A 24517-nucleotide genomic window follows, 5' to 3' on the forward strand; every position below is an offset into this window, starting at 1 on the left:
CCCCGGCCTGCGCCGGGGCGACGATCAGGCCAGGCCGATGATCGACACCTGCCGCCCATAGCCCGGTTCGCCGCGATGCGTCGCGCGGCGGAAGCTGAAGAAACGGTCCTCGTCGGCATAGGTGTCGAGCCCCAGCATCTCGACGCGGCCGACGCCTTCGCTGGCCAGCCGGTGCGCGACATAGGCTTCGAGATCGAACTGGTGGTGGCCGTCGCGCCCACCCGAGAAGAAGCGCTCGTTCTCCGGGTCGGCCGCGCCGAAGCGCATCGCGAACGCGTCGTCGACCTCGTAGCTGGCGCGCGCGATGCACGGGCCGATCGCGGCGACGATGCGCTCGCGCCGCGCGCCCAGCGTCTCCATCGCGAGGATGGCGGAGGTGGTGACCCCGCCGAGCGCACCCTTCCACCCGGCATGCGCCGCGCCGACCACGCCGGCCGCGCGGTCCGCCAGCAGCACCGGCGCGCAATCGGCGGTGAGGATGCCGAGCGCGAGCCCCGGCCGATCGGTTACGAGCGCATCGGCGTGCGGGCGCAGCCGCTCCTCGAACGCGCTGAGCACCGTCACCGTATCGGCCGAATGGACCTGATAGAGCGTGACGAGCGCTGCGCCGGGCAGCACCGCCTCGGCCGCACGCTGCCGGTTCTCGGCGATCGCCTGCGGATCGTCGTCCGACCCAAGCCCGACGTTGAGCCCGGCGTGAATCCCCTCGGACACGCCGCCGCGCCGCCCCAGGAAGCCATGCGCGACCCCGTCGAGCGCGCGGGCGCGGTTGATTTCCACCGTCATATCACCAGTCTCATCAAACGATCGTCGTCGATGGTCTCGCCGACGCGGAAGGCATAGGCGCCGATCTCCTCGAAACCGTAGCGTTCGTAGAAGCGGCGTGCGCGATGGTTGTCGACATAGACGCTGAGGATGATCTCGCGCGCGCCATGGTCGCGCGCGTGAAAGATCGCCCAGTTCATCATCTCCTGCGCGACGCCTTGTCCCTGCCAGGGCGCGAGCACGTAGAACTGATAGAGTTCGATCGCATCGGGTCGCCATTCGCCGGGGAACGTGACCGGCCCCATCTTGGCGAAGGCGATGATCTCGCCCTCCGCCACCGCGAGGCGCACGGTGAAATCGGGATCGGAAAGTTGCGCGGCAAACCCATTGACGCCGAACGCATCGTCGAGGAACCCGGACAGATCGGACGGGCTGTACAGCGTGCCGAACGTCTCCACGAAGGATTGCCGCGCCATCGCGGAGAGCGGCGCGGCGTCGGCGGCGCGCGCGTCGCGGTAGTGTATCACGCGAAGAACCCCGCCGGCTGCGGCCAACCCGGCGCGGTGACGGCGAGCGCCTTGAACAGCGCCCCCATCTCCTCGACCAGCCGCGCGCGATCGGCGGCGATACCGTCGGCACGGTCGGGCGCGGCCCGGCCAAGCGTGGCGGCGCGTGCGTCGATGCCGAGCGCGCGCAGCAGATCGCCTTGCCCTACGAGCGGCCACGCGACCGCGCCTTCCTTGGCCGCACCGGCCGCGAGCGTGGCGAAATCGACATGCGCGGTCAGATCGGTGTCGCCGGGCTGTTCGAACGGGTTGGCGAAGGCATGGCCGCGTACCGCCTGCAAGGTGTCGCCGATCGCCGGGCCTTCGTAGCCATAGTCGATCGTCAGCATAGCGCCGCCCTGCCGCGCCACCTGCCGGGCGAGCGCACGGAAGATCGCGACGCTGGCGGGCGACGTCTCGATGATCGATCCCGGCGCGGCATCGCGCAACGGCTCGGGGATGATCTCTGGCGGCACCGGCTTGCCCGCGACGGGCAGGAACAACGTGTCCTGGCAGGCGACGAACCGTTCCGCCCAACCATCGCGGGTGCGGACGAGCTGGCGGATCGGCAGCGCGTCGAAGAATTCGTTGGCGACGACGATCAGCGCGACGTCCTCGGGCAGGGTCGTCACGTCGTCATGCCAGATCGCCCCGGCCACGCGCTCCGCCTGGGCGGCGCGCAGCACCGGGCTGCTCTCGACGAAATGCACCGGCGGCGCGAAGCCCGCGCCGGCGGCGGCGCGCAGCGCGTCGGCGGTGAGCGTGCCGCGACCGGGGCCGCACTCGACCCACGCCACCTCCGGCCGCCCGGCACGGTCCCACAGGTCGGCCGCCCACAGCCCGATCAGCTCGCCGAACATCTGGCTGATCTCGGGCGCGGTGGTGAAATCGCCGCCCGCGCCCAGGGGATCGCGCGTCGCATAATAGTGCGCATTGGCGGCGGCCATGAACTGCGCGATCGGGATCGGCCCGGCGAGCGTGATCGCGCGCGCGAGCCGGTCGGCGAGGGTCGCCGCTTCGGGAGCGCTCAGGCTACGCTCTCCGTGCCCGCGATCGATTCGATACGGGTGCGGCGCCCCTTGGCGGTGGCGACCAGGTAGGCGCCGCCGAGGATCATCGGCAGCGTCAGCACCTGTCCCATGTGGATGGTGGTGGCGAAAAAGGTGCCGGCGAACTGCGAATCGGGTTCACGGAAGAACTCGACGACGAAGCGCGCGAGCCCGTAGCCGATCAGGAAGATGCCGACGAGCTTGCCCGGCTCGTAGCGCGCCTTGGTGCGCCAGAAGAAGAACCACAGCACCGCGAACAGCGCGATCCCTTCCAGCCCCGCCTCGTAAAGCTGACTCGGATGGCGCGGGACGTCGCCGCCGCCGCGCGTGAAGATGATCGCCCACGGCACGTCGCTCGGCTTGCCCCACAGCTCGCCGTTCACGAAATTGGCGATCCGCCCGAAGAACAGGCCGAACGGCACGCAGCACGCCAGATAATCGTGGACGCGCAGCCAGTTCAGCTTGTGGTTGCGCGCGAACAGGATGATGCCGAGCGAGGTGCCGATCATCCCGCCGTGGAACGACATGCCGCCGTCCCACAACCGCAGGATGTTGAGCGGGTGGAGGAACATCTCGGGCGCGTAGAACAGGGCGTACCCCAGCCGCCCGCCGAGGATGATGCCGAGCGTCGCGTAGAACACCAGATCGTCGGCATGCCGCCGCGCCATCGGGCTGCCGGGCTGCGCGAGCAGCTTGAGCAGATACCACCAGCCGACGATGATGCCGGTGATATAGGCGATCGAATACCATTTGATGTCGAAGTTGATGAAGCCGAGGTGAAGCGGCACGGCGACCGGGTTGAGGTGAAACTGCTCGAAGCGCAGATGCGTCTGCGCGGACGCAGCGAGCGCGGTGAGGGTGGAAAGGGTCAAGCGGCAAGTCCTCGGTCGTTCGTTTCGCTTCCATAGTCGCCGTGGCCCGCGATACCAAGTGGAACAGGCGGACGTGCCCGGTCACGCGGCAAAGAAGCCTCGCGCCATGCGAACCGATCCCCGTTCGGATGCGTTAGGGATGGTGGCGCGGGGAAACGCGCGGTAGGACGAGATAATGGCAGCGCGCGGAGAGGGAAGCACAGTCAGCCGGCGTGGCCTGCTCGTGGGCGGCGGCGTGGGCGTGGGGCTGATCGTGGCCTGGGCGGTGTGGCCGCGCCGCTATGCGGCCAATGTGCCGCTCGCGCGCGGCGAGACCGGGTTTGGCGCGTTCCTCAAGATCGGCGAAGATGGTGTCGTCACCGTCGCGGTGCCGCAGGCCGAGCACGGACAGGGCGTCTATACCGCGCTCCCGCAGATCCTGGCGGACGAACTCGGCGCGGACTGGCGCACGGTGGCGGTGCAGCCCGCGCCGCTCAACCCGCTCTACGCCAATCCGCTCGCCGCCGACACTTTGTTCGAGGGCATGTTCGATGCGCTGCCGGTGCCGCTGCGCGAGGGCCATGCCCGGCGGAGCGCGCTGCTGCTCACTGCCGGATCGACCTCGGTGCGCGCGTTCGAGGCGCCATTGCGGCAGGCGGGCGCTGCCGCGCGCGTGCTGCTGTGCAAGGCGGCGGCGAAGCGGTGGAATGTCGCGTGGCAGGCCTGCGCGGCGGAGGGTGGTTTCGTCACGCACGGCAAGGACCGGCTGCGCTTCAGCGAGTTGGCGGCGAGCGCGGCAGGCGGCACCTTGCCCGATCCGCTACCGCTGCGTGGCGAAGGTGGCACGCGCCTGTCGGGCCAGTCGCCGCCCCGGCTCGACGCGCCCGCCAAGGTCGACGGATCGGCCAATTTCGCGGGCGACATCCGCCTGCCCGACATGGTGTTCGCCGCGATCCGGCAGGCGCCGGTCGGCGATTCGAAACTGCTCTCGGTCGATCGCGCGGCGGCGGCGAAGGTGCATGGGATGCTCTCGGTCGTCACCAACGACAATTGGGTGGCGGCGGTGGCGAGCAACTGGTGGGCGGCGAACCGCGCGCTCGATGCGCTCGCCCCGAAATTCTCGACCACCGGCGCCATCATCAACAGCGACAGTATCGATGCCGCGCTCGCCGCCGCGCTGAAGGGCGAAGGCACGCGGATCTGGGCGGAGGGCGACCTGACGCCGGTGTTCAAGGGCGCGCGCGTCGTCACTGCGGACTATCGCGCCGGTCTCGCGGTCCACGCCGCGATCGGGACGATGACGGCGACCGCACGCTACACCGACGGCAAGCTCGAACTGTGGTTGCCCACGCAGGCACCCGGCCTCGCCCGCGCCGCCGCGGCCGCCGCGCTCGGCATCTCCGAGGGTGCGGTGATCGTTTATCCGATGCTGATCGGCGGATCGTTCGGCGCCAATCTCGAACATCTCGCCGGGGCGCAGGCGGCGGTGCTGGCGCGCGATCTCAAGCGGCCGGTGCAGCTCACCTGGTCGCGGTCGGAGGATCTGCTGCACGATCGCTATCGCCCGCCCGCGCAGGCGCGGATGGCGGCGCGGCTTGGAGGCAACGGCCAGATCCTCGGCTGGCAGGCCAAGATCGCCGCCCCCGCGACCGGGCGGGAACTGGCGGGCCGACTGCTCGCCGAGGATGCGACGGCGCGCGCGGTGCTCGCGCTGCCCGGCGCGGGCGATCGCTATGCGGTGGCGGGCGCGCGGCCGTTCTACCGAATCCCGGCCTATGCGATCGACCATCATCCCGCCGACATCGGCGTGCCGACCGGGCACTGGCGATCGGGCGCACACAGCTACACCGCCTTCTTCACCGAATGTTTCATCGACGAACTCGCGCATGTCGCCGGCACCGAGGCTTTGTCGTTCCGCATCGCCATGCTCGGCGGCGACGCGCGGCTGGCGCGCTGCCTGTCGACCGCCGCCTCGCTCGGCGGGTGGGAGGGCGGGGTGCCGGGCAGCGGGCAGGGCATCGCCTGCCACAGCTTTCGCGGCAGCCACATCGCAGTGCTGGCCGAGGCGCATCTCGACGATGATCGCTCGGTGGTGGTCGACCGCATCGTCGCGGCGGTCGATTGCGGGCGGCAGATCAACCCCGATCTCGTCCGCCAGCAGATCGAGGGCGGGCTGATCTTCGGCATGGCGGCGGCGACCGGCGCCGCCACCGGCTTCAGCGAGAACCTCGCCACGGCGCGCGGGTTCGACGATCTCGGCCTGCCGCGCCTCGCCGACACGCCCGACATCACCGTCGAACTGATCTCGAGCGAGGCGGAGCCAGGCGGGGTGAGCGAACTCGCGGTGCCCGCGGTCGCGCCCGCGATCGCCAATGCGCTGCAAGCCTCGACGGGCGCGCGCATCCGTGCCTTACCGCTCACGCCATGATTCCCCCGAACCATCCACCCGTCCCCGCGCCGCGCATCGGCGTGCTGCTCGTCAATCTCGGCACGCCCGACGCCGCCGATGCGCGGGCGGTGAAACGCTACCTGCGCGAGTTCCTGTCCGATCGTCGCGTGGTCGAATTGCCACCGCTGCTGTGGCAGCCGATCCTGCGTGGCATCATCCTCAACACGCGGCCGAAGAAGTCCGCGCATGCTTACGGTCAAGTGTGGCGCGAGGACGGCTCGCCGCTCGCCGCGATCACGGCGGCGCAGGCGCGCGCGCTGGCTGCGGCGTTCGGCGCGGACGTGCTGGTCGACTGGGCGATGCGCTACGGCAATCCGTCGATCCCGGCGCGGCTGGCGGCGATGAAGGCGGCCGGGTGCGAGCGCATCCTGATAGCACCACTCTACCCGCAATATAGCGCCGCGACGACCGCCACCGCCAACGACTTTGCCTTCGCCACGCTTGCCGGCATGCGCTGGCAGCCGGCGCTCCGCACGCTGCCGCCCTATTACGACGACCCGCGCTATATCGCGGCGCTCAAGGCTTCCGTCGAGGCGGCACTCGCGGGTCTCGACTTCCAGCCGGATACGATTCTCGCCAGCTTTCATGGCATGCCGCAGCGCACGCTCGAACTCGGCGATCCCTACCATTGCCACTGCCAGAAGACCGCGCGGCTGTTGTCGGAGGCGCTCGGGCGGCCGCTGACGATCACCTTCCAGTCGCGCTTCGGCCGCGCCAAATGGCTCGAACCGGCCACCGACACGACGCTCGCCGCGCTGCCGGGACAGGGCATTAAGCGAATCGCAATCGTCGCGCCGGGCTTCTCGGCGGATTGCCTCGAAACGCTCGAGGAGTTGACGATTCGCGGGCGCGAGACGTTCCTCGCGGCGGGCGGGACTGACTTCGCCTATCTGCCCTGTCTCAACGACAGCGCGGGCGGAATCGCGATGCTGCGCGAAATCCTCGGACAAGAACTTGAAGGGTGGCGTTCCGCCGCCTAGGCGCATCAGTGTGAGTTAAAGGAGAGAGGCATGGCACGCGTAGCAATTGTTACCGGTGGAACGCGCGGTATCGGCGAGGCGATCAGCCTCGCGCTTGAGGATGCAGGCGTGACGGTCGCCGCAACCTATGCCGGCAACGATGAGCGTGCGCGCGAGTTCACCGAGCGGACCGGCATCAAGGCCTATAAATGGGACGTGGCCGATCATGAGGCCTGCCTCGCCGGCTGCGCGAAGGTCGCCGAGGAGCTGGGGCCGGTCGACATCGTCGTCAACAACGCGGGCATCACCCGCGACGGTACGATCCTGAAGATGACCTACGAGATGTGGAAAGAGGTGATGGACACCAATCTCGGCGGGTGTTTCAACATGGCCAAGGCTACGTTCCCCGGCATGCGTGAGCGCAAATGGGGGCGGATCGTCAACATCGGCTCGATCAACGGTCAGGCGGGGCAGTACGGTCAGGTCAACTATGCCGCCGCCAAGTCGGGCATTCACGGCTTCACCAAGGCACTGGCGCAGGAAGGCGCGCGCGCCGGCGTGACGGTCAACGCCATCGCGCCGGGCTATATCGACACCGACATGGTCGCGGCGGTGCCTGCCGACGTGCTGGAAAAGATCGTCGCCAAGATCCCGGTCGGACGGTTGGGGCAGGCGCACGAGATCGCGCGCGGCGTGGTGTTCCTGTGTTCGGAGGACGGCGGCTTCGTGACGGGCTCGACGCTGAGCATCAACGGCGGGCAGCATATGTACTGACGGGCGCAGGGCCGGCCACGCCGGCCCGCCCGCGCCCGGCGCGGCCGGCAGGTCGGCACCAGCCGAACCTGGCCGACGGCTTTGCCGTCGGCACGCCCGAAACACAGGAAGGGGCCGCCGCATACCTGCGCCGACCCCTTCGACCCCGGCTACGCAACACGGGGGTAAACTCTGACGCGGCAAACGTGCCGCCCCGAGGCAAGGGGGCCGATACCTTGCGGCCTCGGCCCCCCGCTTCAACCCGATACGCCACACGGGTGAAGCCTGTAGATCGCTTAGGCGGACGGATGGTTCCCTCCGGTTAGCTGACGACGGCGAAGCCGCCGCCGTCGGTCGGGTTAGGCTGGCGCCGACCCGCCGGCCGGGCCGGGCGATGCGCTTGCGCGCACCGGCGCGGAGGCCGCGCCTCCGCCCGGCCGTCAGCGACAATATCTCGGATTATCCGACTGATCGATCGCCCGCCCGGCGAGCGCACCCGCGCCCGCGCCGAGCACGGTGCCGACGCCGCGATCCCCGCGCCCCGCCACCGAATTGCCGAGCAGCCCGCCGGCGATCGCGCCCAGGATCGTGCCGGTCGCGCTGCTGCACCGGTTCGAGCGGTAGCGGCGGCGGTCGTAGCCGCGGTCGTCAAAACCGCGGCGATCGTCATAGCCGCGACGGTCGTAGCGGCGATAATCACCGTGGCCGGGGCCGTCGCGATACCCGTGGTCATAGTGGTCGCCGCCGTAATATTGTGCCGAAGCCGGGGTCGCGGCGATGCCGCCGGCGGCCATCACACATGCGGCAGCTGCGAGCGAAAGCTGTTTCATCATCGTCCTTCTCCCGAAAACCGGACCAACGCGGGCGCGGGCGTTTCGGCGCCGCCAAGGCTGGTCCGATTCGGCTCCGTGCCGCTCGATGGAAGCGTTATGCCGCACTTGCCTTGAGCCGAGACTGAACGCACCCGTTATCCGCCGTTCATCACGCGGCACCATTGCGCCGCGCCGCGGCATCGCCCACGGCAGCACGGATGCGCATCGTTCTGTCCTGCCTGCTCGCGCTGGTCTTCACACCCGATTGGGTCGGCGAGCCGCGCCTGCCGCTGATGGGCGACCGCCCCGTCATCCACACCGCGCCCGTCATGCTCGATGCCGCGCACCCCGGGCGCAACCGGGTCGGCGCGCTGGTGTGGCTGGGCGGCGTGCGGCTGACAAGCCCGGACAAGGCGTTCGGCGGCTTCTCCTCGATCCACGTCACGCGCGACCGCCGTATCACGCTGCTGAGCGATGGTGGGAACGTCGTGCAGTTCACGCTCGACGCTGCGTGGCAAGCGCGCCGCGCCGCGTTCGGCGATCTGCCGGCGGGACCGGGCACCGGCTGGTCGAAGACCGACCGCGATAGCGAATCGATGAGCGTCGACCCCAAGGACGGCAGCATCGTCGCCGGGTTCGAGACGAGCAACATGCTGTGGCGCTACACGCCCGATTTCCGCCACGCGCTCGGCAAGGTCGCGCCCAAGGCCATGGCGGCGTGGCCGGCCAACGAGGGCGCGGAAAGCTTCACCTTCCTGCCCGGAACCGGCTGGGGCGGTGGCGCGATCGCGATCGGCGAGCAGGATCCGTGGCCGAAGGGCAAGGGTCGCGCCGCGATCCGCTTCACCGGCGATCCCGTTCGCGCGCCGAATCGCGGCTATCGGTTCAGCTACGTCCCGCCCGCGCACTACGACCCGAGCGACATGACCGTGCTGCCCGACGGACGGCTGATCGTACTCAACCGCCGCTTCGAACTGCCGTTCGTCTTCTCAAGCAAGCTGGTGGTGATCGACCGCGCGGCGATTCGGCCGGGCGCGGTGGTGCATGGTCGCGAGATCGCCACGCTGGCGCCGCCGCTGATCCATGAGAATTTCGAAGGGATCGCCGCGACCAGAGAAGGTGGGCGGACGATCCTGTGGCTGGTGTGCGACGACAACCAGTCGATGCTTCAGCGCAGCCTGCTGCTGAAGTTCAGGCTCGACGAGCCGGGCGCGCCGCGAAGCGCCGCCCGGCCCTGAGCGATCTCAGGCAGCAGCCTGAGTCGAGATCTTCTTGGCGACGTCGCGCTTGATGCGGCGTGCGCGCAGCGAAAGCTTGTCGTCGCTGGTCTTGACCAGCCAGTTGTCGAGCCCGCCGACATGCTCGACCGAACGCAGGCCGTGCGTCGAAACGCGCAGCTTCACGCTGGTGCCGAGCGCTTCCGACATCAGGGTGACGTTCTGGAGGTTCGGCAGGAAGGTACGCTTGGTCTTGTTGTTGGCGTGGGAGACATTGTTCCCCACCATCCGGCCCTTGCCGGTCAGTTCGCAAATGCGCGACATGCTGTAATCCTGAATGCTGGGGGTGATCCCGTGAAGGCGTGGGCGCATAACGGGGATGTCCGCGAAGGTCAACCGATTCACGTGTCCGAGTACGCCGATGCAACGAACCGGCGGGCGCTGCGTTGGTTACGGTAACGATTCGATTTGCTCTTTGGGGAGAGACTCCATGCGTTTCCTGTTAGCCTTGGTCGGCATTGCCGCCGTCATCGTGGTCGCGATGGTATCGCTTGGCCTGTTGTCGTTCCAGACCCGCCCCGGCACCTTGCCGAGCGTGCATGTCGATGCCGGCACCGCGCCCGCCGTCACCGCCAACATGGCCACGCTGTCGGTCGGCACAAAGGACAAGGTCGTGGACGTGCCAACGGTCGGCACCACGCAGAAGACGATCGCGGTGCCGACCATCCAGGTCAACAAGCCCGGCGACGGCACCAGCAACGCCACCGCGCAATAACCATCCGCGGCCGCTATGCCGCCATAGCGAATGCGTATTCGACTAGGCGTGCGCCGATGTTGCACGCTCGCCCCCGGGAAACGGCGGGAGCAGGATGATGGCGGCGATCACGCGGCGTGGGGTGCTCGCGGGTGGATGCGGGCTTGGTGCAAGCCTTGCCCTGCCTGCACGCGTGCGTGGGCAAGCCGTCGAGCCACGCATTCGCGTCATCAGCGACAATGATTTCTCCGGCGATCCGGATGGGTTGTTTCAGCTCGCGCACCTGTTGCTGTGTCCGTCGGTCGCGACGCCGCTGATCGTCGGCACGCATCTCCATGCCGACGAACCGTGGGACCATAGCCCGCATCAGGCGAGCGACGCCGCCGACAAGGCGCGCGCGCTGTTGCAGGTGATCGGGCAGGGCCAGCGCCCGGTGGTGCTCGCCGGTGCGGAGCGGGCGATGGCGTCGCGGAAAAGCTGGCGGCCAAGCCCCGCCACCGCCGCGATCGTCCGCGAGGCGATGCGCACCGATACGACCGCGCCGCTATATTATGCCGCCGGTGCGGGGCTGACCGAGCTTGCGCTGGCGTGGCTGGCGGAACCGCGCATCGGCAAGCGGCTGAAGCTGGTATGGATCGGTGGGGGCGAACATGCCGGGCTGGCGCTGCCGCCGCCCGGGCCGGTCGAGGTGGAATATAACGTGAGTCTCGATCTGCTCGCGGCGCAGGTGATCTTCAACGAATCGGACATCGAAATCTGGCAGGTGCCGCGCGACGCCTATCGCCAGATGCTGTTCGGATATGCCGAGCTGGACGATCTCGCCGCAACCGGGCCGCTCGGGCGCTTCCTCAAGGGCGAGGTCGACCGCGTGCTTGCGATCATCGCCAAGGCGCCGCCCGCCTTCCGGATGCCAAGGGGCGAAACCTATGTGCTGGGCGACAGCCCGCTCGTCACGCTCACCGCGCTGCAATCGCCGTTCCAGCCCGATGCGTCGTCGAGCCGCTACACGCCGCTGCCGACGCCACGGCTCACCGAGGGTGGCGCGTATCAGGCGGCTGCGGACGGACGCCCGATGCGGGTCTATACCGCGATCGACGCCGGGCTGACCTTCCGCGACATGGTGAGCAAATTCCGCGCCTCCGGCCGCGCGGGCTGAACGGGCGGCAACGTCGCGCTGGACAAGCGGCGAGGCTCCGGCATGGATGGGGTGATGTTCCCCGTTCCTCCACCGATGCGCGCCGCGCTCGACGCCGCTGCCGCCGCTGCCGCTGCCGGGGAGGTGCCGGTCGGCGCGGCGATCGTGCGCGGCGGGGCGATCATCGCGGTCGCCGCCAACGCCCCGCGCGCGCGGCACGACCCGACCGCGCATGCCGAAATCCTCGCGATCCGCGCGGCGGCGGAAGCGATCGGCGGCGACCGGTTGAGCGACTGTGATCTGTGGGTGACGCTGGAGCCCTGCGCGATGTGCGCGGGCGCGATCGCGCATGCACGGATCGGCCGGCTCTATTACGGCGCGAGCGACCCCAAGGGCGGCGCGGTCGAGCATGGGCCGAGGCTGTTCACGCAACCCACCATCCACCACCGGCCCGAAATCTATCCCGGCATCGCAGAGGGCGAGGCTGCGGCGGTGTTGCGCGATTTCTTCGCGGCGCGGCGGTGAGATAGCGCAACCCTGCCACCGTTCGCGCCGAGCGAAGTCGAAGGACGTGTGCGAAGCGCTACGTCGGCTTATGGCACGCGCTTCGACTTTGCTCAGCACGAACGGGTGTAAGGTTACATTGCTCTCAATTCGTTCGTGTCGAGCGAAGTCGAGGCACCTGCGTGCCGGTCGTCGCTCGGCTTCGCTCGGGACGAGCGGTGTTCTCGCGTGGTGCGGCTCTTACCCCAGATCGTTCTGGGCGATCGGCACGATCTTGATCTCGACACGGCGGTTGGCTGCGCGGCCGTCCTCGGTGTCGTTGGCGGCGACCGGCTGGGTCTTGCCGTATCCGCGCGTCGCGATGCGTGCCGCCTGCACCCCGCGCGAGACGAGATAGTCCGCCACCGACTTCGCCCGCCGCTCGGACAGCGCCTGGTTGTACTGGTCGGACCCGACCGCATCGGTATGCCCGTAGATGTCGATATAGGTGCGCTCGTACTGCCCCAGCACGCGCGCCACATCGTCGAGCGTATGCTGGAAGGCGGGGGCGACCGTGTCGCTGTTATAGGCGAAGTTGATGCCTGAGGGGATCGACAGGATCAGATCGTCGCCCTGCCGGATCACGCGGACCTCGGTGCCGGCGGTGCGCTCGCGCAGGTCACGCTCCTGCTTGTCCATATAGGCGCCGATCGCGGCGCCGGTCAGCCCGCCGATGCCTGCGCCCGCGATCTTGGCGGTGCGATCGTGCCGCCCGCCGACCAGATCGCCGAGCAGATAGCCGCCGAGCGCGCCGCCGATGCCGCCGATCGCTGTGTTCGACAGATGCTGCCGCCCGGTATCGGGGTCGGTGACGCACGCGGTCGTGGCGAGCAGCGCGGCGAGCGCGGTGCCCGTCATTATGGTGCGGAACGGACGCATGATCTTCCCCTTCGATGTCGATCGAGCATAACCCGCCGTCGCACAAAGCTGTTCCACCTGCGAACCGAATCGCCGCGAAACGAAGCAGACATGCAAGTGCTGTTGTGAAGCGCCGCGTTGTGCGCCAAAGGAGGAGCGGCGCCATGCACCCGCTCTCTCCCTTTCCCTGGATCGACGTCGCGATCATCGTCGCGCTGATCTTCCTCAACGGCCTGTTCGCGATGTCCGAACTGGCGATCGTCTCGTCGCGTCGTGCACGGCTGGAGGCGATGGCGCGCGCGAAGGTGCGCGGCGCGGATACCGCAATCGCGCTCGCCGCCGATCCGGGCAAGATCCTGTCGACCACGCAGGTCGGCATCACGCTGATCGGCATCCTGTCCGGCGCCTATTCGGGCGCGAGCCTCGGCGCGCCGGTGGCGGCGCGGCTGCAATGGCTGGGCTTGCCGGCGCAGACCACCGAGACGCTGGGCTTCGCGTTGGTGATCGGCATCACCACCTATCTCTCGCTGGTGGTGGGCGAGCTGGTGCCCAAGCAGATTGCGCTGCGCGCGCCCGAGCGGATCGCGGCGGTGGCGGCGCGGCCGGTGCTGGTGCTGGCGTGGGCCTGCGCGCCGGTGGTGTGGCTGCTCGATTCGTCCTCGGCCTTGCTGTTCCGGCTGATGCGGCTCGACCGCAAGACCGAGGAGCACGTCACCGCCGAGGAGCTCCACCTGATCGTCGCGGAGGCGAGCAAGTCGGGCGTGATCGAGGAGCATGAACGCTCGATCATCTCGGGCGTGGTGCGGCTTGCCGACCGGCCGGTGCGCGAGGTGATGACGCCGCGCACCGATGTCGAGTGGATCGACGCGACGCTGGACGAGGCCGGCGTGCGGCTGGCGCTGATGGACGCGTCGCACAGCCGGCTGCCGGTGGCGGAGGGGTCGGTCGACAAGGTGATCGGCGTGGTGCAGGCACGCGATGTGGCGATCGCCTTGTTCCGGGGCGAGCCGCTCGACCTGCGTGCGCTGATGCGTGCGGCGCCGGTCGTGCTCGACCAGATCGACGCGATGGACGCGCTCGACGCGCTGCGGCAGGCGGAAGTGCCGATGGCGCTGATCCACGACGAATATGGCCATTTCGAAGGGATCGTGACGCCGGCCGACCTGCTCGCCGCGATCGCGGGCGAGTTCGCCTCCGACGCCGACCCCGACGAGGCGCCCTCGGTGGTCGAGCGCGACGACGGATCTTTGCTGGTGGCGGGCAACATGGCGGCGGATGCGCTGGCCGAGCGGCTGTGCATCGATCTGCCCGAGGATCGCGACTACGCCACCGTCGCCGGTCTCGCGCTCGCCAAGTTCCGCCATCTGCCGGGCGAGGGCGAGCATTTCGAGGAGCAGGGCTGGACCTTCGAGGTGGTCGATCTCGATGGGCGGCGGATCGACAAGCTGCTGGTCAGCCGCGCGACAGGGTAGTTCCCCATCGGCCCGATCCGGGCTAACACCCCGGAATGACGGCCCCGCGTTTCGAGTTCACCATCAGCGCCACCGACGGCAAGGCGCGCACCGGCACCCTCCAGATGCGGCGCGGCGAGATCCGCACGCCCGCCTTCATGCCGGTCGGCACCGCCGCCACCGTGAAGGCGATGAAGCCCGGCGACGTGCGCAAGGCGGGCGCGGATATCATCCTCGGCAACACCTATCACCTGATGCTGCGCCCCGGCGCGGAACGGGTGGCGCGGCTGGGCGGCCTGCATGGCTTCATGGGCTGGGACCGGCCGATCCTCACCGATTCGGGCGGCTATCAGGTGATGAGCCTGTCCGATCTCACGAAGCGCGACGAGAACGGCGTTACCTTCAAGAGCCACCTCGACGGCACGCGCCACACGCTCAGCCCGGAGCGATCGATCGAGATTCAGCGGCTGCTCGGCTCGGATATCGTCATGGCGTTCGACGAGCTGGTGCCGACCACTTCGACGCCTGAGGTGCAGGCGGCGGCGATGGCGCGCTCAATGCGCTGGGCGAAACGCAGCCGCGACGCTTTCGACAGCGGCGGCGAACACGCCGAGAATGCCGCGATCTTCGGCATCCAGCAGGGCGCACTCGACCGGACGTTGCGCGGCGACAGTGCGGGCGCGCTGATCGACATCGGCTTCGACGGCTATGCGGTCGGCGGGCTCGCGGTCGGCGAGGGGCAGGAGGCGATGTTCGGCTGTCTAGATTTCGCGCCCGACCAGTTGCCGCAGGACAAACCGCGCTATCTGATGGGGGTCGGCAAGCCCGACGATATCGTCGGCGCGGTCGAGCGCGGCATCGACATGTTCGATTGCGTGCTGCCGACCCGCTCGGGCCGCACCGGGCAGGCGTTCACGCGCGGCGGCCCGATCAACCTGCGCAACGCCAGGTTCGCCGAGGATCAGGGGCCGCTCGATCCCGCCTGCGGTTGCCCGGTCTGCACCACGTGGAGCCGCGCCTATATCCACCATTTGGTGCGCGCGGGCGAGATCCTCGGCGCGATGCTGATGACCGAACACAACCTTTGCTTCTATCAGGCGTTGATGGCCGATCTTCGCGACGCGATCGCGGCCGGCACGCTGACGGCGTTCGCGAACGATTTCAGATCGGCTTATACCGGCAAAAGGGAGAGCGTGACATGACCGAAGCGACCGAGGAACTCAACGAGATCGCCGCCGCCGCCCGCGATGCCAAGCGCGCGCGCGAAGCGGCCGGCGACGGCAAGGTCTATAACGGCGATCACTGGCCGGTGGTGCCGATCGCGATCGGCGTCGGCTCGGCGGCGATGGCGGCGGCGTTCCTCTACGTGAACCGCAGCCGCAAGAAGTGACCTCGCGCGCCGATTGACAGCACGCCGCGCCCGGCCAAGGGTGCGCGTTTCGTTGTTCGGAGATGCGAATGCGCCTGTTTCGTGCCGCCCTCATGCTGGGCGCCGCCCTGCTTCCGCTCGCCGCGCACGGTGAAAGCGCCAAGCCGAATGCGCCCTCGGCGACGTTCAAGCCGCTCGACTTTACCGAGCGTACTTTGCCCAACGGGCTCAAGGTCTATGCGATCCGCGATACCGGCACGTCGAACGTGTCGGTGCAGATGTGGTACAATGTCGGGTCGAAGGACGATCCCGCCGGGCGCTCGGGCTTCGCGCACCTGTTCGAACACCTCATGTTCAAGGCGACCCGCAATCTGCCGCCCGAGACGTTCGACCGGCTGACCGAGGATGTCGGCGGCAACAACAACGCCTCGACCAGCGACGATTACACCGAATATCATGAGACGATTCCCGCCAACCACCTCCAGCGGCTGTTGTTCGCGGAGGCCGACCGGATGGCGAACCTCGTGGTCGATCCCGCCAACTTCGCCTCCGAACGCGACGTGGTGAAGGAGGAACTGCGCGGCGACTTCGCGCAGCCGTACGGCAAATTGTTTTCGGCCTATGCTTCGGCGGTGTCGTACACGCGGCATCCTTACGCACGCTCGACGATCGGCAGCATCGCCAATCTCGACAGCGCCTCGATCGACGACGTGCGCGCGTTCCACGCGGTCTATTACCGGCCCGACAATGCCGTGCTGGTGGTGTCGGGCAATTTCAATCCCACCCAGCTCGACGCGTGGGTCGACCAGTATTTCGCCCCGATCAAGCGGCCCGCCGGCACGATCCCGCGCGTCACCGTCACCGAGCCTGCGCGCACCAAGCCGACGCGCTACACCGTCTATGAGCCCAACACGCCGCTGCCGGCGGTGGCGATCGGCTACCAGTTGCCCGCCGACAACGATCCCGACAACCCCGCGCTCACCGTGCTCAACGCGGTGCTGTCGACCGGCGAAAGTTCGCGCCTGTACGAGAACCTCGTCTATCGCGACCAACTCGCCGCGCAGGCGCAGAGCCTCATGGATACCAAGCAGGGGCCGGGCAATCTGTTCGTGTTCGCGATGATGGCGGGCGGCAAGCCGGTCGCGGCGGGCGAGGCGGCGCTCCGCACGCAGATCGCGCGGCTGCGCGATCAGCCGGTGAGCGCGGAGGAACTGACCGAGGCGAAGAACCAGATCCTCACGCAGGCGCTGCTCGGCCGCGAGACGGCGGAGGGCAAGGCGCGCGCGCTCGCCATGTCGGCGATCATCGACGGAGATCCGCGTACCTCGGACCAGCAGTTGGCGGAGATCGCCAAGATCACCGCCGCCGACGTGCAGCGCGTCGCGCGCAAATATCTGCGTGACGAAGGTTCGGCGACGATCACCTATCTCCCACCCGAGGCTGGTGCGAAAGGCGATACGATCGCGGTGGCGAGCACCGTCCAGGTCGCGGCGCTCACCCCGCCCGCGCATATCGCCACGCCCGAACTCGCCGCCGTCGCCGATCGCGTCGCCCCGCCTGCACCGGGCGTGGCCGTCGCCGCCGCCATCCCGAGCCCGAACGAATTCCGCCTCGCCAACGGCCTGCGCGTGGTGGTGGTCGAGCGCCACGAACTGCCGCTCCTGAGCGCCGCACTGGTGGCGACCGGCGGCGGCGCGGACGATCCCGCGACGCGCGCGGGCCTCGCCGATCTCACCGCGGACGTGATGACCAAGGGCACCACCACCCGCTCCGCGACGCAGATCGCGCGCGAGATCGAGGCGCTGGGCGGCTCGATCTCGTCCGACGCCGGCTGGGACGGTTCGGACGTCGCGGTCACGATCAAGTCCGATCAGGCCGCGCCTGCGCTCACCATCCTTGCCGATGTCGCGCAGCATCCGGTGTTCGCGGCGGACGAGATCGAGCGCGCCCGCACGCAGGCGATCGACGGCGTGACTGTCACGCTCAAGGATCCCGGCCCGCTGTCGTCGCTGGTCGCGGCGCGCGCGGTGTTCGGCGATGCGCCCTACGGCCACCCGCTGTCGGGTACGCCCGCCTCGCTCAGGGCGATCACGCAAGGCGACGTTCGCGACACCTATGCCAAAGCGTGGCGGCCCGACCATGCGACGCTGATCCTGGTCGGCGATGTGACGGCGGCGCACGCGAAGGCGCTGGCCGAGGCGAATTTCGGCCGGTGGTCCGCCCCCGCCGCGCCCGTCGAACCGGTCGTGGTCGCCGCGCCCTATCCGGCACCGCGTGTGATCGTCGTCGACATGCCGGACGCCGGGCAGGCGGGGGTGGTGGTCGCGCGGCCCGGCATCGCGCGCAGCGACCCGGCCTTCTATCCGGCGAGCGTGGCCAATGCCGTGCTCGGCGGCGGCTATTCGTCGCGGCTGAACAGCGAGATCCGCATCAAACGCGGGCTGGCTTACGGCGCGAGCAGCTCGCTCAACGTCCACAGCCGCCCCGGCACGCTGTCCGCACGCACGCAGACCAAGAACCCGACCGCGCCCGACACGGTTGCGATCATGATCGAGCAGATGAAGCGGCTCGGCACCGAGCCGGTGCCGGCGGCGGAGCTGGAGACGCGAAAGGCGGTGCTGATCGGCAGCTTCGGCCGCAACAGCGAGACGACGGGCGGGATCGCGGGGCTGCTCGGCCAATATGTGCTGGAGGGCGTGCCGCTCGATGAGCTGAAGCGCTACATCCCGGCGGTGACGGCGGTCGATCCGGCAGCGGTGCAGGCGGCGGCCAAGGCGGTGATCGACCCGGCGCGCGCGAGCGTGGTGGTGGTGGGCGACGCCAAGCTGTTCCTGCCCGCGCTGAAGAAGGCCTACCCACAGGTGGAGGTGATCCCGGCGAGCGCGCTCGATCTCGGCAAGGCGGCGCTAAGGTAAGGAGATGTCGCCCCGGCGCAGGCCGGGGCCGCTGCGTTGGATGCGAGACAGTCGCCAAATTACACAGCGGCCCCGGCCTGCGCCGGGGCGACGCGGTGAAGAATTACGTTAACCATCAAGTGTTTCGCGGCGAGACACGCCGCAAATCGCAGCAGTCGCGTAACCTCTGATCGGCTATGCGCGGCCTCGTGACCTTGCGGGGCTTCCTCGATTCGCGGCGCGTGACGTGGCTGCACCTCGTCGGCGTCGTGCTGCTGGTGTGTCTCGGCGTATCCGCGCATGCCGCCTATCGCGCGATCGAGGATCAGGCCGCGCGCGTCGCCCCCGCCGTGGCGGTGGCGAGCGGATATGAGGCGGAGGATCATTTCCCTGGCGCCGCTCTGCTCTACGCCGCCGACGCGGTTGCCGATCCGGCACCGTCGTTCGCCGCGCCCGCCAAGGGCACCACCGGCACGATCGCGCTGCCCGACCTGCCGCTCCCGCCCGAGGCGGCGGCGCTGCCCGCGAGCGATGGTACGGTCCACCCGGCCGCGCCGTTCGACATGCGCCGCGCCAGCCCGCTCGATCGCGGGCGCGCCCTCGATTGCCTGACGACCGCGATCTATTACGAGGCGGCGACCGAGCCCGACGCCGGCCAGCAGGCGGTCGCGCAGGTGATCCTCAACCGCGTGCGGCACCCCGCCTTCCCGGCGACGGTGTGCGGCGTGGTCTATCAGGGGTCGGAGCGCAGCGGCTGCCAGTTCAGCTTCGCCTGCGACGGTTCGATGGCGCGCGGCGCACCCTCGCGCGCCTATTGGCTACGCGCGATGCGCGTCGCCGCCGCCGCGCTCGGCGGCTATGTCTGTGCGCCGGTAGGGCTGGCGACGCATTACCATACCTATGCCGTCACCCCGGCGTGGAACCGCCATCTGGTGATGACCGCCGCGATCGGCGCACACTTCTTCCACCGCTGGCAGGGCTGGTGGGGCACGCCCGCCGCGTTCCGCCAGATCTACGCAGGCGGCGAGCCCGTGCCCGGACCGCACCCGCGCGCCGATCCGCTGCCGGTGGCGGTGCCCGCGCTCACGCTGGCGGGGGCGACCGTGCCGCTGCCCCAGCCGCAGCCGCAGCCCCGCACCGCGCCCGCCGCGATCCAGCCCGCCTATGCGCAGAGCGGCACGCCCGTCACCCCCGCTCCGGCGGAAGCGCAGCCGGGCGATTCGCAGATCCTCGACAAGTGGAAGGATTCGGGCAAGCCGCTGCGCTGACGCCGTTACCGCGACGCGTTACGGCGCAGACGTAACGAGCGTTGTACTCTGTCCCCCCAGTGGACCCCGGCCTTCGCCGGGGATCGGAATGTCAGCGTTTCTTCAGCCCACGCATGCGGTGCCACACGAAGAACGCCACGCCCGCCAGCAGCACGACGGCGATCACCACGTCGGCGCTGTGGAACGCGGCCTTCACGCGCGGATCGCTGTCCCACTTCTCCCCCAGCGTCGCGCCGAGCCACGCCAGCCCGAAGCACCACGGCCACGACCCCACGAACGTATAGATGTGGAACGGCACCAGCGGCATCCGCGCGACCCCGGCCGGGAAGGCGATGAACGAGCGGAGCAGCGGCAGCAGCCGCGCGATCAGCACCGCGATCCCACCGAAACGCGCGAAGAAGCGGTCGGCGGTGTCGAGTTCGCCTGGGCCCACCAGCACGTAGCGGCCCCAGCGCTCGGCAAGCGGACGGCCGCCGCGCTTGCCGATCTCGTAAGCGACGATTGAGCCGAGGTTGCAGCCGATCGCCCCCGCCGTCGCCACCAGCAGCAGGTTCAGCTCGCCCTTCCAGACGAGATAGCCCGCGAACGGCATGATGATTTCGGACGGAAGCGGGATGCACGCCGATTCGATCGCCATCAGCAGCGCGACGCCGAGATAGCCCCCGCTCGAGATGACGTGGATGATGATGGTGGCGAGCACCCCGAGAATCTTTTCGACCATGCGCTCGCTCTGCCCCGGCAACCGGGCGGCTGCCAGCGGAAAGTCGCCACGATACGACGGTATGACATGGAATTTTCGCGCAAGGCGCCTACCTGAGGGCGACGGGGCTGCGAAAGGCCGGCATGAACGCGGACGAAGACAAACGCGCGGCGGCATACGCGGCGGTGGACGAGGTGGCGGACGGCATGCTCGTCGGCCTCGGCACGGGATCGACCGCAGCGTTCGCGATTTCGCGGCTCGGCGAGCGGGTGCGGGCGGGCTTGCGGGTGCGCGCGGTCGCCACCTCGCAGCGCAGCGCCGATCTGGCGCGCGAGGTCGGTATCGCCGTGCTCGACTTCGCCGATGTCGCCGCGACCGATCTCGTCATCGACGGGGCGGACGAGATCGACGCGCGGCTCTACGCGATCAAGGGCGCGGGCGGGGCGATGCTGCGCGAGAAGATCGTCGCCGCGTCCGCCACGCGGATGATCGTCATCGCCGATGGGTCGAAGCGCGTCGACGCGATCGGCGCGGCCAGGCTGCCGGTCGAGGTGCTGCCGTTCGCGCGGGCCTTCGTCGCGGCGCGGCTCGCCGCGCTTAGCGCCGACGTGACGCTTCGCGGCGGGGAGGCCGCGCCGTTCCGCACCGATCAGGACAATCTCGTGCTCGACTGTCGCTTCGCCGATCCCGGCGATCCGCTCGCGCTCGATGCGACGCTGTCGGCGATCCCGGGGGTGCTCGGCCACGGGCTGTTCCTGCGCGAAGTCGATAGCGCCATCGTTGCGCAAAACGGGCTGGTGACTCGGATCGAGCGCCCCGTATAGGGAGGTCGTAACGCAGGCGGATCGGTCCCTTGTCGATTTCCGTCTGGTCAACGCAACTACATCAGCGCGGTGGCGTTTGCCGTCCACGATAAGAAAGGCCTTTTTGATGTCCGATGCCCAGACCATCAGCACCACGCCGGATCTGCACGAGGACGGCTCGCCCGAGCGCCTCGCGATTGACACGATCCGCACGCTGGCGATGGACGCGGTGCAGGCGGCCAATTCGGGCCACCCCGGCACGCCGATGGCGCTGGCGCCCGTGGGCCATACGATCTGGACCAAGTTCCTGCGCTACGATCCGGCGACGCCCGACTGGCCCAACCGCGACCGTTTCGTGCTGTCGGTCGGCCATGCCTCGATGCTGCTCTACGCGCTGATCCACCTCGCCGGGATCGAGGAGATCGACAAGGACGGCAACAAGAGCGGCAAGCCCGCGCTCAGCCTCGACGACCTCAAGGGCTTCCGCCAGCTTTCCTCGAAGACGCCGGGCCACCCCGAATATCGCCACACCACCGGCGTCGAGACGACCACCGGGCCGCTCGGCGCGGGCGTGAGCAACTCGGTCGGCATGGCGATCGCCGAGCGCTGGCTGGCGGCGCGGTACAACAAGCCGGGCTATACGTTGTTCGATCATGACGTGTACGCGCTCGCCGGTGACGGCTGCATGATGGAAGGCGTGTCGGCCGAGGCGGCGTCGCTCGCCGGGCACCTCAAGCTTTCCAACCTGTGCTGGATCTACGACAGCAACCATATCTCGATCGAGGGTGACACCGCGCTCGCCTTCGACGAGGATGTCGGCAAGCGCTTCGAGGCGTACGGCTGGAACGTCATCCATGTGAACGACGCCAACGATATCGCCGCGCTGACCGCCGCGTTCGACACGTTCCGCGCGACCGATGACAAGCCGACCTTCATCGTCGTCCATTCGATCATCGGCTGGGGTTCCCCCCGCGCCGGCAGCGAGAAGGCGCATGGCGAACCGCTCGGCGAGGAGAACATCCGCCTCACCAAGCAGGCCTATGGCTGGCCTGAGGATGCCAAGTTCCTCGTGCCCGATGGTGTCGCCGATCGCTTCAAGGCGGCGATGACCGATCGCGGCCAGCCGCTGTGCGAGGCGTGGCAGGCATCGTTCGCCAAATATCATGACGCGCATCCCGAACTCGCCGCCGAACTCGACGATCTGTTCGCGAGCAAGCTGCCCAAGGGCTGGGAAGCCAAGCTGCCGACCTTCGAGCCCGACGCCAAGGGCCTCGCCAGCCGCGATTCGGGCGGCAAGGTGCTCAACGCGCTCGCCAAGGAAATCCCGTGGCTGGTCGGCGGCGCGGCCGATCTGTCGCCCTCGACCAAGACCGACATCAAGGGTGCGCCATCGTTCGAGGCGGACAATTACGCGGGCACCAACTTCCACTTCGGCGTGCGCGAACATGCGATGGGCGGCGTCGTCAACGGCATGGCGCTGTCGTACCTGCGCTCCTACGGTTCGACCTTCTTCGTGTTCACCGATTACATGCGCGCGCCGATCCGGCTCTCCGCGATCATGGAGCTGGGCGTGGTGTGGGTGTTCACGCACGATTCGATCGGTGTGGGCGAGGATGGCCCGACCCACCAGCCGATCGAGCATCTCGCCATGCTGCGCGCGACGCCGGGGCTCGACACGATCCGTCCGGGCGATGCCAACGAAGTGTCCTATGCGTGGAAGGCGGCGCTCGAATCGGGCAACAACCCGACCGCGCTCGTGCTGTCGCGCCAGGCGCTCCCCACCATCGATCGCACCAAATATGCGTCGGCCGAGGGGCTGATGAAGGGCGGCTATGTCGTCGCCGATTCGGACGGCACGCCCGAGCTGATCCTGATCGCGACCGGCAGCGAGTTATCGCTGGCGATCGCCGCCTATGAGAAGCTGACGGCCGACGGCGTCAAGGTGCGCGTCGTCTCGCTGCCGAGCTGGCACCGCTACGAAACGCAGGACGCCGCTTACAAGGAGAGCGTGCTGCCCAAGGGTGTACGTGCGCGCCTCGCGATTGAGCAGGGCGGGGAGATCGGCTGGGACCGCTATGTCGGCCTCGACGGCGCGACGATCACCATGTCGACGTTCGGTGCATCGGCACCGCTCGCCAAGTTGCAGGATAAGTACGGCTTCACCGTCGACAATGTCGTCAAGGTGTCGCGCGAGTTGCTCGGAAAGGACGCGAAATGAGTCTGCTGAAGGATCTCACCAGTCACGGTCAGGCGCTCTGGCTCGATTTCGTCGATCGCAAGTTTCTGGAGGCCGGTGGCCTTCAGAAGCTGGTCGACGAGGACGGCCTAACCGGCGTCACCTCCAACCCGTCGATCTTCGAAAAGGCGATGGGCCACGGTGACGCCTATGACGAGACGCTTGCCGGGTTCGACAAGGAGCATCCCGGCGCGCTGACGATGGACCGCTACGAATATCTCGCGATCCAGGACATCAAGGCGGCGGCGGAGACGCTGGCACCGGTGTACGAGCGGCTCGACGCGAAGGACGGCTATGTCAGCCTCGAAGTGTCGCCCTATCTCGCCAACGACACCGATGCGACCATCGCCGAGGCGCAGAAGCTGTGGAAGGCGGTCGATCGCTCCAACCTGATGATCAAGATCCCCGGCACGCCGGCGGGCGTGCCCGCGATCGCGGCGACGATCGCGGCGGGGATCAACGTTAACGTGACGCTCTTGTTCTCGAACTCGGCCTATCAGGCGGTCGCGCTCGCCTATGTCGAGGGGCTTGAGGAGCGCGTCGCAAAGGGGCTGCCGATCGACCGCATCGCCAGCGTGGCGAGCTTCTTCGTCAGCCGCATCGACAGCAAGATCGACGACAAGATCGACGCGCGCATCAAGGACGGCGACGCGGAGAGCGAGGCGCTGAAGGCGATCCGCGGCAAGGTCGCGGTCGCCAACGCCAAGCTCGCCTACGACTGGTTTCTCGAATTCTCCAAGGGCGCGCGCTGGCAGGCGCTCGCCGCCAAGGGCGCACAGGTGCAGCGGCTGCTCTGGGCGTCGACCGGCACCAAGAACCCGGATTATCCCGACACCTTGTACCTGGACGAACTGATCGGTCCGGACACGGTCAACACCGTGCCGCCCAAGACGATGGACGCGTTCCGCGACCACGGCACGCCCGGCAACACGCTCACCAGCGATATCGCCGGCGCGCGCCACGTCCTGTCCGAAGCCGAACGGCTCGGCCTTGATCTCGACGGCGTGACCGAGACGTTGGTCGAGGAAGGCGTCGCGTCCTTCTCCAAGGCGTTCGACGATCTGCTCGGGTCGATCGCCGCCAAGCAGCCGGCGACCGCGTAACAG

At 68.8% G+C, this 24517-nt stretch carries 23 protein-coding genes; 15 read left to right on the top strand and 8 right to left on the bottom strand.

Annotated features, from left to right (window positions below; all coding sequences use genetic code 11):
* Window positions 1-24 precede the first annotated feature (24 nt).
* The 4 genes from pgeF to lgt form a co-directional block, all read right to left on the bottom strand.
* Window positions 25-786: a peptidoglycan editing factor PgeF gene (pgeF, locus tag AC3ANX_RS01485; protein WP_488335282.1), complete on the bottom strand. Its 762-nt coding sequence runs from the start codon at window positions 784-786 to the stop codon at window positions 25-27.
* Window positions 783-1292: a GNAT family N-acetyltransferase gene (locus AC3ANX_RS01490; RefSeq protein WP_488335283.1), complete on the bottom strand. Its 510-nt coding sequence runs from the start codon at window positions 1290-1292 to the stop codon at window positions 783-785. The genes pgeF and AC3ANX_RS01490 overlap by 4 nt, the downstream gene beginning before the upstream one ends.
* Entirely contained in the window at window positions 1289-2257 is a 969-nt protein-coding gene (locus AC3ANX_RS01495) for a class I SAM-dependent methyltransferase (protein WP_488335284.1), read from the bottom strand. Before AC3ANX_RS01495 ends, AC3ANX_RS01490 begins: the two co-directional genes overlap by 4 nt.
* Window positions 2258-2337: 80 nt before the next feature.
* Window positions 2338-3231 carry a prolipoprotein diacylglyceryl transferase gene (lgt, locus tag AC3ANX_RS01500; RefSeq protein WP_488335285.1) on the bottom strand — a complete coding sequence of 298 codons (894 nt, stop codon included), beginning with the start codon at window positions 3229-3231 and terminating at the stop codon, window positions 2338-2340.
* Window positions 3232-3406: 175 nt separating this feature from the next.
* Between lgt and AC3ANX_RS01505 the strand changes: the two genes are divergently transcribed.
* Genes AC3ANX_RS01505 through phbB form a run of 3 tightly spaced genes read left to right on the top strand, consistent with a single transcriptional unit; the run spans window position 3407 to window position 7392 of the window.
* Window positions 3407-5638 (top strand): xanthine dehydrogenase family protein molybdopterin-binding subunit, encoded by a 2232-nt coding sequence (locus AC3ANX_RS01505; protein WP_488335286.1) that lies wholly within the window; start codon window positions 3407-3409, stop codon window positions 5636-5638.
* Window positions 5635-6639, top strand: a complete 1005-nt coding sequence (hemH, locus tag AC3ANX_RS01510; protein ID WP_488335287.1) for a ferrochelatase — start codon at window positions 5635-5637, stop codon at window positions 6637-6639. The genes AC3ANX_RS01505 and hemH overlap by 4 nt, the downstream gene beginning before the upstream one ends.
* 30 nt (window positions 6640-6669) lie before the next feature.
* The gene (phbB, locus tag AC3ANX_RS01515) at window positions 6670-7392 is read left to right on the top strand and encodes an acetoacetyl-CoA reductase (RefSeq protein ID WP_488335288.1); all 723 of its coding nucleotides are present in this window, start codon (window positions 6670-6672) and stop codon (window positions 7390-7392) included.
* A 419-nt stretch (window positions 7393-7811) separates the two neighbouring features.
* Here the strand turns inward: phbB and AC3ANX_RS01520 are convergent, their stop codons facing one another.
* On the bottom strand, window positions 7812-8204 hold the full coding sequence (locus AC3ANX_RS01520; RefSeq protein ID WP_488335289.1) for a glycine zipper 2TM domain-containing protein: 393 nt from the start codon (window positions 8202-8204) through the stop codon (window positions 7812-7814).
* Between the two features lie 197 nt (window positions 8205-8401).
* Here AC3ANX_RS01520 and AC3ANX_RS01525 point away from each other — a divergent pair, with 197 nt between their 5' ends.
* Window positions 8402-9421 carry an esterase-like activity of phytase family protein gene (locus AC3ANX_RS01525; protein WP_488335290.1) on the top strand — a complete coding sequence of 340 codons (1020 nt, stop codon included), beginning with the start codon at window positions 8402-8404 and terminating at the stop codon, window positions 9419-9421.
* A 6-nt stretch (window positions 9422-9427) separates the two neighbouring features.
* On the opposite strand, the gene rpmB is transcribed toward AC3ANX_RS01525, so the two are convergent.
* Window positions 9428-9724: a 50S ribosomal protein L28 gene (gene rpmB, locus AC3ANX_RS01530; RefSeq protein ID WP_488335291.1), complete on the bottom strand. Its 297-nt coding sequence runs from the start codon at window positions 9722-9724 to the stop codon at window positions 9428-9430.
* Window positions 9725-9890: 166 nt separating this feature from the next.
* Between rpmB and AC3ANX_RS01535 the strand changes: the two genes are divergently transcribed.
* The 3 genes from AC3ANX_RS01535 (at window position 9891) to AC3ANX_RS01545 (ending at window position 11814) form a co-directional block, all read left to right on the top strand.
* Window positions 9891-10175: a hypothetical protein gene (locus tag AC3ANX_RS01535; RefSeq protein WP_488335292.1), complete on the top strand. Its 285-nt coding sequence runs from the start codon at window positions 9891-9893 to the stop codon at window positions 10173-10175.
* A 97-nt stretch (window positions 10176-10272) separates the two neighbouring features.
* Entirely contained in the window at window positions 10273-11310 is a 1038-nt protein-coding gene (locus AC3ANX_RS01540) for a nucleoside hydrolase (protein ID WP_488335293.1), read from the top strand.
* Window positions 11311-11385: 75 nt separating this feature from the next.
* Complete coding sequence (locus AC3ANX_RS01545; protein WP_488336859.1) at window positions 11386-11814, top strand: nucleoside deaminase; 429 nt, start codon at window positions 11386-11388, stop codon at window positions 11812-11814.
* A gap of 219 nt (window positions 11815-12033) precedes the next feature.
* Here the strand turns inward: AC3ANX_RS01545 and AC3ANX_RS01550 are convergent, their stop codons facing one another.
* Window positions 12034-12711 (bottom strand): YiaD family glycine zipper/OmpA-like lipoprotein, encoded by a 678-nt coding sequence (locus AC3ANX_RS01550; RefSeq protein WP_488335294.1) that lies wholly within the window; start codon window positions 12709-12711, stop codon window positions 12034-12036.
* Window positions 12712-12854: 143 nt separating this feature from the next.
* Here AC3ANX_RS01550 and AC3ANX_RS01555 point away from each other — a divergent pair, with 143 nt between their 5' ends.
* From AC3ANX_RS01555 to AC3ANX_RS01575, 5 genes are all read left to right on the top strand, one after another.
* Window positions 12855-14162 (top strand): hemolysin family protein, encoded by a 1308-nt coding sequence (locus tag AC3ANX_RS01555; RefSeq protein ID WP_488335295.1) that lies wholly within the window; start codon window positions 12855-12857, stop codon window positions 14160-14162.
* Between the two features lie 35 nt (window positions 14163-14197).
* A complete protein-coding gene (gene tgt / locus AC3ANX_RS01560; RefSeq protein WP_488335296.1) occupies window positions 14198-15343 on the top strand; it encodes a tRNA guanosine(34) transglycosylase Tgt in 1146 nt (381 codons plus the stop codon).
* Window positions 15340-15531, top strand: a complete 192-nt coding sequence (locus AC3ANX_RS01565; RefSeq protein WP_488335297.1) for a hypothetical protein — start codon at window positions 15340-15342, stop codon at window positions 15529-15531. Before tgt ends, AC3ANX_RS01565 begins: the two co-directional genes overlap by 4 nt.
* 68 nt (window positions 15532-15599) lie before the next feature.
* Window positions 15600-18425: a M16 family metallopeptidase gene (locus AC3ANX_RS01570; protein WP_488335298.1), complete on the top strand. Its 2826-nt coding sequence runs from the start codon at window positions 15600-15602 to the stop codon at window positions 18423-18425.
* Between the two features lie 176 nt (window positions 18426-18601).
* Window positions 18602-19672: a cell wall hydrolase gene (locus AC3ANX_RS01575; RefSeq protein WP_488335299.1), complete on the top strand. Its 1071-nt coding sequence runs from the start codon at window positions 18602-18604 to the stop codon at window positions 19670-19672.
* Window positions 19673-19763: 91 nt separating this feature from the next.
* Here AC3ANX_RS01575 and AC3ANX_RS01580 read toward each other — a convergent pair whose 3' ends face one another.
* Complete coding sequence (locus tag AC3ANX_RS01580) at window positions 19764-20393, bottom strand: DedA family protein (protein WP_488335300.1); 630 nt, start codon at window positions 20391-20393, stop codon at window positions 19764-19766.
* A 122-nt stretch (window positions 20394-20515) separates the two neighbouring features.
* On the opposite strand from AC3ANX_RS01580, the gene rpiA reads away from it, so the two are divergent.
* The 3 genes from rpiA to tal all read left to right on the top strand — a co-directional run bounded on the left by rpiA (window position 20516) and on the right by tal (window position 24514).
* Window positions 20516-21196, top strand: coding sequence for a ribose-5-phosphate isomerase RpiA (gene rpiA / locus AC3ANX_RS01585; protein ID WP_488335301.1), 681 nt, complete (start codon window positions 20516-20518; stop codon window positions 21194-21196).
* A 106-nt stretch (window positions 21197-21302) separates the two neighbouring features.
* Window positions 21303-23393 (top strand): transketolase, encoded by a 2091-nt coding sequence (gene tkt, locus AC3ANX_RS01590; RefSeq protein ID WP_488335302.1) that lies wholly within the window; start codon window positions 21303-21305, stop codon window positions 23391-23393.
* On the top strand, window positions 23390-24514 hold the full coding sequence (gene tal, locus AC3ANX_RS01595) for a transaldolase (protein WP_488335303.1): 1125 nt from the start codon (window positions 23390-23392) through the stop codon (window positions 24512-24514). Before tkt ends, tal begins: the two co-directional genes overlap by 4 nt.
* Window positions 24515-24517: the final 3 nt, after the last annotated feature.

This window comes from Sphingomonas sp. BRN-1R (assembly GCF_057748035.1).